The following is an 11,243-nucleotide window of genomic DNA, read 5'->3' as shown; positions in this document are numbered from 1 at the left end:
GTCCAACTCACAAGCACCCACACGAATTGCTTGATTCAGTTGTTAAAGAGCGGTTGGTTGATTCTTTCGTCTCAACCGAGGCGCGCATTCTACGCCCTCCTCATTTCGTGTCAAGCGTTTATTTTCAGAAGTTTTTCGAAGAATCCGTTTAACTTCAAACACTTGACGCCCCAGCCTCTTATTAAGAGCGAACCTCTTGAAGCGGGAGGCGAATTCTACAGCGTTACAACCTGCTGTCAACCACCTTTTTCACCGTTTCAATCCGACTATCGGCGAACCGATACTGAAGCCACTTTCAGCGCTTTAAAACACTAACCCATTGTTTACCAAGGAGTTTCGCATTCCGTTGTCGCTGAAAGAGGTGCGCATTATAGGGAGATAAAAACCGCCGTCAACCCCTAATTGCAAAAACCGCCCTCGTTTACGGCCGTGCTGGATTTAGCCCATCATGGGCGCCTTTTTTCCTGCCTAAGCTGCCCCATGCCAAGCCCAATTCACTCTCCCCGCGCCCTCCTAGTACCCATCGCCTTGCTGATTTTCGCCATGGTCAGTATCCAATCCGGCGCGTCGTTGGCCAAAACCCTGTTCCCCGCCGTGGGCGCTCAAGGCGCGACCACACTGCGCCTGCTGCTGGCGGCCGTGATGATGCTGCTGGTGCTGCGGCCCTGGACCCTGCGCCTCAGCCGTACCGGCCTCAAACATGCGGTGCTGTATGGCGTGGCCTTGGGCGGCATGAACTTCCTCTTCTATATGGCTGTGCGCAGCGTGCCACTCGGCGTGGCCGTGGCGCTGGAGTTCACCGGGCCACTGGCGGTGGCGATCCTGGCGTCGCGCAAACGGCTGGATTTCGTCTGGATCGCGCTGGCGGTGCTCGGCCTGTGGCTGTTGATCCCACTCGGTGGCGCCGGCCACGGCGTGGACCCTACCGGCGCGGCTTATGCGCTGGGGGCCGGCGTGTGTTGGGCGTTGTACATTCTTTACGGGCAAAAAGCCGGCCAGGGCCACGGCGTGCAAATGGCCAGCCTCGGCGTGCTGTTCGCCGCCCTGGCGATTACCCCGTTTGGCGTGGCCCATGCGGGTAGCGCGCTGTTCTCCTGGGCACTGCTGCCCACGGCATTGGGCGTTGCGGTATTGTCCACCGCCCTCCCCTATAGCCTGGAGATGGTCGCCCTCACCCGCTTGCCGGCGCGCACGTTCGGCACCCTGATGAGCCTGGAGCCGGCCGTCGCGGCGTTGTCGGGGCTGGTGTTCCTGAACGAGCGGCTGGCAGCCGGGCAATGGCTGGCGATCGCCGCGATCATCATCGCATCGGTTGGCGCGACGTTGACCCAAGCCAACGATAGCCCCGCGGTCGTGGCCGCCGACTGACATTAGGCACAATCCCTGCACAACCGGCTGGCAATTCATTGATTTTTCAGCGATGGTACTGGGCACAACGGTGTTAGCTAGCCACTGGCCAGTAGCCGAACCCAGCCGGGCGCAGATCCGGCACGATGCAAGGACTTACATGAAAGCGCTTTGGTTTTTCGTTGCGACCACCTTACTCGCCGGCTGTGCGGCCCACACCCGCACCGAAATCAAACACGGCCGCAAAGGCTTGCACATCAGTTGCTCAGGGCTCAGCTCCTCGTGGGAGCAGTGTTACAGCAGCGCCGACGAAGCCTGCCCTGGCGGTTACAAAATTCTCGCGCGCTCCAGCCAGGATAGCGAAGGCGCCAACAGCGAATTCCTGTTCGGCATCAACCCAGCCGGCTTCACCAGCCGCAGCATGATCGTGATGTGCCGTTGACACCGGGCGCCTGCCACAGGCGCCCGCGTTCACTACAGCGCAGCCGTGCGTGCCTCCAGCCATTGCAGCGCCGCGCCCGCCAATAACGGGGCCAGCCGTGCGTGCACGGTGCGGTGGTAGTCGTTGAGCCAGCCGCGCTCCTCGGCGGTGAGCGCTTCTGGCAGCAGGCAGCGGGTGTCGATCGGGCACAAGGTGAGCGTCTCGAACTTCAGGAAGTCGCCAAACGGCGAACTGCCTGCCGCTTGCGCCAGTACCAGGTTTTCGATCCGCACGCCCCATTGGCCGGGGCGATAGGTGCCCGGCTCGATGGAGGTGATCATGCCCTCCCGCATCGCCGTGTGCGGTGCCGGGTTGGCCTGGTAGGTAATCACCTGCGGCCCCTCGTGGACGTTCATGAAATAGCCCACGCCATGCCCCGTGCCGTGACCGTAATTGACCGCGTCGGCCCAGATCGGCGCCCGAGCGATGGCGTCCAGCATCGGCGAGGCAATACCGTTGGGGAACTGCGCCCGAGACAAGGCGATCATGCCCTTGAGTACCCGCGTGCAATCCTCGCGTTGTTCGAGGCTGGGGGTACCGATCGGCACCATGCGGGTGATGTCGGTGGTGCCCCCCAGGTACTGCCCGCCCGAGTCGATCAACAGCAGCCCATCGCCTTCGATTCGCGCGCAGGCCCCCTCGAGGGCGCGGTAATGAGGCATCGCGCCGTTGGCATTGAAAGCGGCGATGGTGCCGAAACTCAAAGACACATAACCCTCGCGGCGAGCACGGGCCGCGGTCAGGTGTTCGTCCACGCTGATTTCGGTCAGCGCTTCACGGCCCTGGGCCTGTTCGAACCACGCAAAAAATTCGCACAGGGCCGCGCCGTCTTCTTCCATGGCGCGGCGGATATTGACCGCGTCCGCGGCGCTTTTGCGCGCCTTGAACAGTGTTGACGGGTTGACCGCCTCGATCTGCTTCACCCCTGGCGCCACGTGTTCGAGCAAGCCCAGGGTGACCTTGGCCGGGTCGATCAATACGCTGCTGGCGTCAGGCAGTGCGGCCAGCGCGGCGCCGATCGCCGCATAGGGCACCACCTCCACGCCTTCATCAGCCAAGGTGCTGGCCAGTGCCTGGGGCACTTTGCCTGGCGCGACGAACAGCCGTGCGCGTTGCGCCTCGATCAGCGCAAAAGCGAGAAACACCGGGTTGTACGGCACGTCGCTGCCGCGCAGGTTGAACAGCCAGCCGATGTCGTCGAGGGTGGCAATGAAGTGCGCGCTGGCGCCCTTCTCCCCCATGGCGGCGCGCACTCGCTCCAGCTTGGCCGAGGCGGATTCACTGGCGTAAGGCGCGGCATGGGCGTACACCGGCGCCGAGGGCAGGTCGGCCCGGCCATCCCACACGCGGGCCAGTACATCCTCCGAAGTGCGCAGGGCGATGCCGCGGCCGGCCAGTTGCTCACGCAACGCGCGCGCGGGCGCCAACCCCAGCACAGCGCCGTCGACGGCCACGGTGCCCTGTTCGCGCACCTGGCCACCCAGCCACTCGAATGGCCCGGGCTGCCCGGGTTGCAGTTTCATCAATTGCACGCCGGTACCGGCCAGCTCGGTTTCAGCCTGTTCCCAATAACGGCTGTCGGCCCACAGGCCAGCGAACTCGGCGGTGACCACCAGCGTCGCCATCGAGCCGGTAAACCCCGACAACCATTGGCGGCCTTGCCAGTGGGCAGGCAGGTATTCAGACAAATGCGGGTCGGCCGACGGTACCAGCAGGGCGTCGACACCCGCAGTGGCCAAGGCTTCGCGCACCCGCGCCAGGCGCTGGGGAATGGGGGTAGCAGTCATGAAGGCTCCAAACGGGACTGGCTGATCACCCCCCGATCATGGAGCAGCCACCGCCCCCGAGCAAGGACCGCGGCCATTGGGCACCGGCGCTTAGCTGTCGCGGCCTACCGTAATGCCTGCCGGGGCCTGGGCAACCTGGCCGGCGTTGCTGTCGTGGGCGCGCACCAGCACCGCGCGCTGGCGTACGTATTCATCGAAGGGCAGGCCTTGGCGGGCCAAGGCCTCCAATGACAGCTGGTAGTTTTCCTCGTTGCTGAATGGGCGCGTTTCAGGGTGCCCGGCGCAACCACCCAGGGTAGCGGCCAGCAACAATACGGTGATGAGCGTAGAACGTTTCATGGGTACCTCCTGTGCCCCTGGGGCCTGTTGATCGGGAATGAACACAGGCTACGGGGCGCGCGGCCCGGCGAGAAATCGACACCCTCGATAATGAACATTGGCCAAACCGGCAGTCGCGCGTGAGGGGTGATAGGCTTGGAAGCACGCCCCCCCTGGCAATGGACTGCTTTATGACAAAATTTGTTATAAAAAACCGCCGCTTTAAGCCGCCAGTACTCCCTGGCGCACCGTATGATCGTTCTCTTTTCGACTGTTCAGAACGCCCATGTCATTGATCGCCCTGCTATTGCTGCCCTTCATCGGCAGTTGCCTGGCCGCGGTGCTGCCGCACAACGCGCGCAACGCCGAGTCGCTGCTGGCCGGCGCCATTGCCTTGGCCGGCGTGGTGCAGGTGGCCTGGTGGTTCCCCCAGGTCGCCCGTGGCGAAGTGCTGGTCGAAACCTGGCAGTGGATGCCCTCGCTGGGCCTGGCCCTTACCCTGCGCATCGACGGTTTCGCCTGGCTGTTCGCCATGCTGGTGCTGGGGATGGGCGCGCTGGTATCGCTGTACGCGCGCTACTACATGTCGCCGCAGGACCCAGTGCCGCGGTTTTTCTCGTTTTTTCTGGCCTTCATGGGCGCCATGCTGGGCGTGGTGATGGCCGGCAACCTGCTGCAACTGGTGTTCTTCTGGGAGCTCACCAGCCTGTTCTCGTTTTTGTTGATCGGCTATTGGCACCACCGCAGCGACGCCCGCCGTGGCGCCTACACGGCACTGGTGGTCACCGGCAGCGGTGGTTTGTGCCTGCTGGCGGGGGTGTTGCTGCTGGGGCACATTACCGGCAGCTATGAGCTGGAGCACGTGCTGGCCAGCGGCGAACGCATTCGCCAGCACGCGTTGTATGCACCCATGCTGGTGCTGGTACTGCTCGGCGCGCTGAGCAAAAGCGCGCAATTTCCCTTCCACTTCTGGCTGCCACGGGCCATGGCGGCGCCGACGCCGGTGTCGGCGTACCTGCACTCGGCGACCATGGTCAAGGCCGGGGTGTTCCTGCTGGCGCGGTTGTGGCCGGCACTGGCCGGCAGCGACCTGTGGTTCTGGATCGTCGCCGGGGCCGGCGCCTGCACCCTGTTACTGGGCGCCTGGTGCGCGATCTTCCAGCACGACCTCAAGGGCCTGCTGGCCTATTCGACCATCAGCCACCTGGGCCTGATCACCCTGCTGCTAGGCCTGAACAGCGACCTGGCGGCAGTGGCGGCGGTGTTTCATATCCTCAACCACGCCACCTTCAAGGCATCGCTGTTCATGGCCGCGGGCATCATCGACCACGAGAGTGGCACCCGCGACATCCGCCGCCTCAGTGGCCTGGCGCGGATGCTGCCGTTCACCGCGACGCTGGCCATGGTCGCCAGCGCCGCCATGGCCGGTGTGCCGTTGATGAACGGTTTTCTCTCCAAAGAGATGTTCTTCGCCGAAACCGTATTCATCGATGCCACCCCTTGGGTCGAAACCGCGCTGCCGATCATCGCTACCCTCGCCGGCACCTTCAGCGTGGCCTATGCCTTGCGCTTCACCGTCGACGTCTTTTTCGGCCCGCCAGCCCACGACCTGCCCCACAGCCCCCACGAGCCGCCGCGCTGGATGCGCGTGCCGGTCGAGTTGCTGGTGCTGGCGTGCCTGGTGGTGGGGGTGTTCCCGGCCTGGTCGGTCGGGCCGATCCTCGCCGCCAGCGCCGCGCCGGTGGTGGGCGGGCAGTTGCCCGAGTACAGCCTGGCGATCTGGCATGGTTTCAATGCGCCGCTGGTGATGAGCCTGATCGCCATGGCCGCTGGCATTGCCCTCTACCTGGCGCTGCGCGGGCCGATGCGCCGCGGCCAGCTGCAGCGCCCGCCGCTGGCCGGGCGCTTCGATGGCCTGAGGGTATTCGAACAGGTGTTGCTGCGCTGCAACCGTGGCGCCCTGCACGCCTACCGGCGGCTGGCGCCGCGGGCATTGCAGGGCCAGTTGTTCATGCTGGTGGCCGCCGCGCTGGTGGCCGCGGCCTGGCCGCTGCTGCAGCACGGGCTGAGCTGGGGCAGCCGGCCGAAAATTGCCGGCTCCGGGATGTTCGTGGTGCTGTGGGTGATCGCCATCGCCTGCGCGCTGGGCGCGGCCTGGCAGGCCAAGTACCACCGGCTGGCGGCGCTGACCATGGTCGGGGTGTGCGGGCTGATGACCTGCATCACCTTTGTCTGGTTTTCCGCGCCTGACCTGGCCTTGACCCAACTGGTGGTGGAAGTGGTCACTACCATTCTGATCCTGCTCGGCCTGCGCTGGCTGCCGCGGCGCCTGGAACTGGGCGACGGCGAGCGGCCCCTGCGTGCCCGCGCCCGGCGCCTGCGCGACGCGGCCCTGGCCACCGCGGTGGGTGGCGGCATGGCGGCGCTGGCCTACGCCATGCTCACCCGCCCCACACCGAATGTGATTTCCGAGTTCTACCTCAGCCGCGCCCTGCCCGAGGGTGGTGGCAGTAATGTGGTCAACGTGATGCTGGTGGACTTTCGCGGGTTCGACACCCTGGGGGAAATCACCGTGCTGGCGGTGGTGTCGTTGACCGTGTTCGCCCTGCTGCGGCGCTTTCGCCCGGCGCGCGAGTCCATGCAATTGCCGCCACAGCAGCAGCGCGGCGAGGCCGACCTGGCGCTGGACCTGAGCCACGCCCGCACCGCAGCCGATACCGCACAGGGCGCCATGCTGGTGCCGGCGGTGCTGGTGCGGCTGGTGCTGCCGATCGCCCTGGTGGTGGCGGCGTCACTGTTCATGCGCGGCCATAACGAGCCCGGCGGGGGCTTTGTCGCCGGGCTGGTGGTGGCGGTGGCGTTCATTCTTCAGTACATGGTCGCCGGCACCCATTGGGTCGAGGCGCGCATGCCCCTGCGGCCATTGCGCTGGCTTGCTACCGGGCTGCTCTGCGCCACCGCCACCGGCCTGGGCGCGGTGGGCGTGGGCTACCCGTTCCTTACCACCCACACGGCGCACCTGCACTTGCCGCTGCTGGGTGACCTGCACATTGCCAGCGCGCTGTTCTTCGACATCGGCGTGTTCACCGTGGTGGTCGGCTCGACCCTGTTGATCCTCACCGCCTTGGCGCACCAGGCGGTGCGTGCGCACCGCCCTTCTACCCTGCCACGCGCCGTCGCCCCGGAGGGAGCCGCCTGATGGAAGAAATCATCGCCACCGCCATCGGCGCCCTGGCCGCCTCCGGTGTCTGGCTGATCCTGCGACCACGGACCTTCCAGGTGATCATGGGCCTGTGCCTGCTGTCGTACGCGGTCAACCTGTTCATTTTCAGCATGGGCAGCCTGTTCATCGGCAAAGAGCCGATCATCCGCGAAGGTACCCCGCAAACCCTGCTGCACTACACCGACCCGCTGCCGCAGGCACTGGTGCTCACGGCGATCGTGATCAGCTTCGCGATGACCGCGCTGTTCCTGGTGGTGCTGCTGGCCAGCCGCGGGCTGACCGGCACCGACCATGTCGATGGGCAGGAGAAGCAACCGTGAGTGAACACGCCCTGGTGCTGATCATCCTGCTGCCCCTGGTGACCGCCGGGCTGCTGCTGATACCCGCCGAGCGCTACCGCGCCGCCAAGGGCTGGCTGAACCTGGCGAGCTGCGTGGCCGGGTTGCTGCTCGCCGGCGCGTTGATGCTGCAAGCGGCCCAGGGGCACACCCAGGTATACCTGGCCGGCAACTGGGCGGCGCCGTTCGGCATCGTGCTGGTGCTCGACCGCCTCAGCGCGTTGATGGTCATGCTGGTGGCGGTGCTGGCCTGCGCCGCCCTGCTGTTCGCCATGGCGCGTTGGGACCGCGCCGGCGCGCACTTCCATGTGCTGTTCCAACTGCAACTGATGGGGTTGTACGGCGCGTTCCTGACCGGCGACCTGTTCAACCTGTTCGTGTTCTTCGAGGTGATGCTGGCGGCTTCCTACGGCCTGCTGCTGCACGGCTCGGGGCGCACCCGGGTGCTCTCGGGCCTGCATTACCTGGCGATCAACCTGGTGGCCTCGTCGCTGTTTCTGGTGGGCGCGGCGATGATCTACGGCGTCACCGGCACCCTGAACCTGGCCGATATCGCCCTGAAGGTCCCGGATGTCGCCGCCAGTGACCGGGGCCTGCTGCACGCAGGCGCGGCCATCCTGGCGATCGCCTTTTTGGCCAAGGCCGGCATGTGGCCGCTCAATGCCTGGCTGGTGCCCGCCTATTCCGCCGCCAGCGCGCCGGTGGCGGCGCTGTTCGCGGTGCTGACCAAGGTCGGCTTCTATACCGTACTGCGCCTATGGCTGCTGGTGTTCCCCGGAGACGCCGGCGTTTCGGCGCACTTTGGCCAGCAATGGCTGCTGGTGGGCGGCCTGGCCACGCTGGCCTGCGCTACCCTCGGGCTGTTCGCCGCGCGGCGCCTCGAGCGCATCGCCAGCCTGAACATTCTGGTGTCGGCCGGCACTCTGCTGGCCAGCCTGGGCCTGGGCAGCGAGGCGCTGGTGGCGGCGGCGCTGTTCTACCTGGTCAGCTCCACCCTGGCCCTGGGCGCGCTGTTCCTGCTCGCCGAGCTGGTCGAGCGTTCGCGCTCGGCCAACGAACTGCCCATGGAAGACGACGTCGACACCCTGCCCGGCACCCTGCAGGCCCTGCACCCGCCGCCGGGGGTCAACCTCGACGATGAGCAACAGGCGCTGGTGGGCCGGGTGATCCCCTGGACAATGGCCTTTCTCGGCATGGGGCTGATCTTCTCCGCGTTGTGGGTGATCGGCATGCCGCCGCTGTCGGGCTTTCTGGCCAAGCTCAACCTGATCAGCGCCGCGCTGGGCGCCCAGGGCAGCGTGCCAGCGCTGGCCAGTTGGGTGTATATCGGCCTGCTGGTGGTGGCCGGCATCGCCTCACTGGCCGGCTTGGCGCGGGTGGCGATTCTGCGCCTGTGGGCGCCGGTGGAACGCGCCTCGCCGGCCATTCGCCCGCTGGAGTGCGGCGCCCTGCTGGTGCTGTTCGGCCTGTGCCTGGCGCTGACCCTACGCGGCGAGGCCCTGCTGCGCTACACCAGCGCCACCGCCAGCGCCCTCGCCACGCCGGCGCAATACATCGGCGCGGTGATGGCGCGCCAGCCACTGCCCAACCCGCAGGCCAATGCCCAGGAGGCGCCATGATCACCCGCTGGTTCCCCGCCCCCTGGCTGTCACTGGCGCTGTGGGCGTTGTGGCTGCTGCTCAATGCCTCGCTGAGCCTGGGCCACCTGCTGCTTGGCGCCCTGCTGGCGTGGGCCGCGCCACGGCTGATGGCCCCGCTGCGCCCGGCCCACGCTCGGCTGGCGCGGCCGGGCAAGGCCCTTGGCCTGCTGCTGCGGTTGCCGTTCGAGGTGCTGCGCTCGAACCTGCAGGTGCTTGCTTCGGTGGCCCGCCGCCGCCCGCCGCGCAGTGCGTTTGTGCGCATCCCGCTGGCCCTGCGCGACCCCAACGCCCTCGCCGCTCTGGCCACTCTCTGCTCGCTGGTACCCGGCACCGTGTGGGCGCAACTGTCGGCCGACCGCAGCGAACTGCTGATGCACGTGCTTGAGCTGAACGACGAAGCGGCCTTCATCGCCAGCTTCAAGGCTACCTACGAACAGCCGCTGCTGGAGATGTTCCCATGAGCGACTTTCTCGCCACCGCCCTGCTGATCAGCCTGGGGCTGCTCGCCCTGGCCATGCTGCTGACCCTGGCCCGCCTGTTCAAGGGCCCCAGTGCCCAAGATCGGGTATTGGCCCTGGATTACCTCTACCTGCTGGGCATGCTGACCATGTTGCTGCTGGGCATCCGCTACCGCAGCAGCACCTATTTCGAGGCCGCGTTGCTGATCGCCCTGTTCGGCTTCGTGGCCTCGTTCGCGCTGGCGCGCTTCCTGTTGCGCGGGGAGGTGATCGAATGATCGCCGCCTGGGTGCAATGGCTGGTTGCCGCGCTGGTGCTGCTCAGCGGCTTTTTTGCCCTGGCCGGGGCCGTCGGTTTGCTGCGCTTCAAGGATTTTTTTCAGCGCATGCACGCGCCGGCCCTGGGCAGCACCCTGGGGACCTGGTGCGCGGCCGCGGCCAGCGTGGTGTTCTTCAGCGCCGAGGCGGGGGTGCCGCAATTGCAGGGCGGCTTGGTGCCGGTGCTGCTGGCGATCACCGCGCCGGTGACCACCCTGCTGCTGGCCCGCACCGCGTTGTTTCGCCAGCGCGGGCCAGCGCCGGTCAAAGCGCCGCGCTGACCTTCTGCGCCACCGGCGCCGGCAACCAGGCCTGCAGCCATTGCGGGTTGGCCTTCAGCAGCCGCTGCGCCACCGCGCGTGGGGCCTCATGGTTGTCACTCATCTGCGCCAGTGCCTCGTTCAGCGGCTGCAGCGGGATGTCGACCTTGGCGAAGAACGCGGCGATCTCCGGGTACTGCTGCTGGAACGGCGCAGACACGCCAATCGACAGCTTCGACGGCAGCGAACGGGTTGGCTGGGGGTTGGCCTCATTGGCATTGGTGAGGGTTTTCCAGGCCTCGGCGTTGAACGGCGGCTCCTGCAACTGCACCAGCTTGTATTTGCCGATCAGCGGCGTGGGCGACCAGTAATAGAACAGCACCGGCTGGCCGCGGCGGATCGCCGAGCTGATTTCGGCATCGAGGGCCGCGCCGGAGCCGGTGCGAAAGTTCGTGTAGGTATCGGCCAGCCCATAAGCCTTGAGCTTCTGCCCATTTACCACTTCGCTGGTCCAGCCGGCGGGGCTGTTGAGAAAGCGCCCTTTGCTGGGGTCTTCCGGGTCGCGGAACACCTGGGCGTACTGCTTGAGGTCTTCGACGCTGCGCAGGTTCGGAGCCTTGGCCGCCAGATTGCGCGCCGGGTCGCCCTTGATCACGTACTCCGGCACCCACCAGCCTTCGGTTGCGCCCTTGACCGTGTCGCCCAAGGCGGCGACCTTGCCCTGGGCTTGGGCGTCGTTCCACACCGGGCTGCGCCCGGCCCATTCCTCGGCAATTACCTGGATATCGTTGCGCGCCAGCGCGGCTTCGAGGGTCACAGTGGTGCCCGGTAGGGTCTCGGTGCTCTGGCCGTAGCCCTTTTCGACCACCAGGCGCAGCATTTCAGTGATCAGGCTGCCGCTTTCCCAATTCAGGTCGGCGAAACGAACCGGCGCGGCGTTGGCCGGCGCGGCGCCTATCAGCAGGCCAAGGGCGGCAAGCCCGGCCAGTAGGGCAGGTAATCCTTTCATGCAAAGCCTCGCGAGCAACCAAGGGGGGGGTGAATTGAACCTAGCTTGTGGCCACGCCGGCCGCC

11 protein-coding genes are annotated in these 11,243 nt (G+C 66.4%); 8 read left to right on the top strand and 3 right to left on the bottom strand.

Going from position 1 to position 11,243, the window contains the following annotated elements:
- Nucleotides 1–480 precede the first annotated feature (480 nt).
- Together rhtA and ACFZCE_RS19100 are read left to right on the top strand one after the other, a co-directional pair.
- Nucleotides 481–1,368, top strand: a complete 888-nt coding sequence (gene rhtA / locus ACFZCE_RS19105; protein WP_390941849.1) for a threonine/homoserine exporter RhtA — start codon at nucleotides 481–483, stop codon at nucleotides 1,366–1,368.
- A gap of 139 nt (nucleotides 1,369–1,507) precedes the next feature.
- Nucleotides 1,508–1,789: a hypothetical protein gene (locus tag ACFZCE_RS19100; protein ID WP_390941847.1), complete on the top strand. Its 282-nt coding sequence runs from the start codon at nucleotides 1,508–1,510 to the stop codon at nucleotides 1,787–1,789.
- 32 nt (nucleotides 1,790–1,821) lie between these two features.
- Here ACFZCE_RS19100 and ACFZCE_RS19095 read toward each other — a convergent pair whose 3' ends face one another.
- Both ACFZCE_RS19095 and ACFZCE_RS19090 read right to left on the bottom strand, forming a co-directional pair.
- Nucleotides 1,822–3,615, bottom strand: a complete 1,794-nt coding sequence (locus tag ACFZCE_RS19095) for a M24 family metallopeptidase (RefSeq protein ID WP_390941845.1) — start codon at nucleotides 3,613–3,615, stop codon at nucleotides 1,822–1,824.
- Nucleotides 3,616–3,705: 90 nt separating this feature from the next.
- Nucleotides 3,706–3,954: a hypothetical protein gene (locus ACFZCE_RS19090; RefSeq protein WP_390941843.1), complete on the bottom strand. Its 249-nt coding sequence runs from the start codon at nucleotides 3,952–3,954 to the stop codon at nucleotides 3,706–3,708.
- Nucleotides 3,955–4,219: 265 nt separating this feature from the next.
- Here ACFZCE_RS19090 and ACFZCE_RS19085 point away from each other — a divergent pair, with 265 nt between their 5' ends.
- The 6 genes from ACFZCE_RS19085 to ACFZCE_RS19060 are packed head-to-tail and all read left to right on the top strand — an operon-like array spanning nucleotide 4,220 to nucleotide 10,190.
- Nucleotides 4,220–7,132: a monovalent cation/H+ antiporter subunit A gene (locus tag ACFZCE_RS19085; protein ID WP_390941841.1), complete on the top strand. Its 2,913-nt coding sequence runs from the start codon at nucleotides 4,220–4,222 to the stop codon at nucleotides 7,130–7,132.
- A complete protein-coding gene (locus ACFZCE_RS19080; RefSeq protein WP_390941839.1) occupies nucleotides 7,132–7,476 on the top strand; it encodes a Na+/H+ antiporter subunit C in 345 nt (114 codons plus the stop codon). Before ACFZCE_RS19085 ends, ACFZCE_RS19080 begins: the two co-directional genes overlap by 1 nt.
- Nucleotides 7,473–9,113: a monovalent cation/H+ antiporter subunit D gene (locus ACFZCE_RS19075; protein WP_390941837.1), complete on the top strand. Its 1,641-nt coding sequence runs from the start codon at nucleotides 7,473–7,475 to the stop codon at nucleotides 9,111–9,113. The genes ACFZCE_RS19080 and ACFZCE_RS19075 overlap by 4 nt, the downstream gene beginning before the upstream one ends.
- Nucleotides 9,113–9,595, top strand: a complete 483-nt coding sequence (locus tag ACFZCE_RS19070; RefSeq protein ID WP_390941865.1) for a Na+/H+ antiporter subunit E — start codon at nucleotides 9,113–9,115, stop codon at nucleotides 9,593–9,595. The genes ACFZCE_RS19075 and ACFZCE_RS19070 overlap by 1 nt, the downstream gene beginning before the upstream one ends.
- Nucleotides 9,592–9,870, top strand: a complete 279-nt coding sequence (locus ACFZCE_RS19065) for a K+/H+ antiporter subunit F (protein ID WP_390941835.1) — start codon at nucleotides 9,592–9,594, stop codon at nucleotides 9,868–9,870. Before ACFZCE_RS19070 ends, ACFZCE_RS19065 begins: the two co-directional genes overlap by 4 nt.
- On the top strand, nucleotides 9,867–10,190 hold the full coding sequence (locus tag ACFZCE_RS19060; RefSeq protein ID WP_390941833.1) for a Na+/H+ antiporter subunit G: 324 nt from the start codon (nucleotides 9,867–9,869) through the stop codon (nucleotides 10,188–10,190). The genes ACFZCE_RS19065 and ACFZCE_RS19060 overlap by 4 nt, the downstream gene beginning before the upstream one ends.
- Here the strand turns inward: ACFZCE_RS19060 and ACFZCE_RS19055 are convergent.
- A complete protein-coding gene (locus ACFZCE_RS19055) occupies nucleotides 10,174–11,178 on the bottom strand; it encodes a glycine betaine ABC transporter substrate-binding protein (protein ID WP_390941831.1) in 1,005 nt (334 codons plus the stop codon). The two genes, ACFZCE_RS19060 and ACFZCE_RS19055, sit on opposite strands and share 17 nt — an antisense overlap.
- Between the last annotated feature and the right edge of the window lie 65 nt (nucleotides 11,179–11,243).

This window comes from Pseudomonas sp. NPDC007930 (assembly GCF_042958985.1).
In the GTDB taxonomy this organism is placed as follows: Bacteria; Pseudomonadota; Gammaproteobacteria; order Pseudomonadales; family Pseudomonadaceae; genus Aquipseudomonas.
The sequence above is the reverse complement of the archived record's forward strand: the minus strand, read 5'-3'. Positions and strand labels throughout refer to the sequence as shown.

What these genes read in the sequence shown, in the direction of transcription:
- ACFZCE_RS19080 (WP_390941839.1), top strand. Translation starts at nt 7,132, where the DNA reads ATGGAAGAAATCATCGCCACCGCCATCGGCGCCCTGGCCGCCTCCGGT.
- ACFZCE_RS19085 (WP_390941841.1), top strand. Translation starts at nt 4,220, where the DNA reads ATGTCATTGATCGCCCTGCTATTGCTGCCCTTCATCGGCAGTTGCCTG.
- ACFZCE_RS19065 (WP_390941835.1), top strand. Translation starts at nt 9,592, where the DNA reads ATGAGCGACTTTCTCGCCACCGCCCTGCTGATCAGCCTGGGGCTGCTC.
- rhtA (WP_390941849.1), top strand. Translation starts at nt 481, where the DNA reads ATGCCAAGCCCAATTCACTCTCCCCGCGCCCTCCTAGTACCCATCGCC.
- ACFZCE_RS19095 (WP_390941845.1), bottom strand. Translation starts at nt 3,615, where the DNA reads ATGACTGCTACCCCCATTCCCCAGCGCCTGGCGCGGGTGCGCGAAGCC.
- ACFZCE_RS19055 (WP_390941831.1), bottom strand. Translation starts at nt 11,178, where the DNA reads ATGAAAGGATTACCTGCCCTACTGGCCGGGCTTGCCGCCCTTGGCCTG.
- ACFZCE_RS19060 (WP_390941833.1), top strand. Translation starts at nt 9,867, where the DNA reads ATGATCGCCGCCTGGGTGCAATGGCTGGTTGCCGCGCTGGTGCTGCTC.
- ACFZCE_RS19090 (WP_390941843.1), bottom strand. Translation starts at nt 3,954, where the DNA reads ATGAAACGTTCTACGCTCATCACCGTATTGTTGCTGGCCGCTACCCTG.
- ACFZCE_RS19100 (WP_390941847.1), top strand. Translation starts at nt 1,508, where the DNA reads ATGAAAGCGCTTTGGTTTTTCGTTGCGACCACCTTACTCGCCGGCTGT.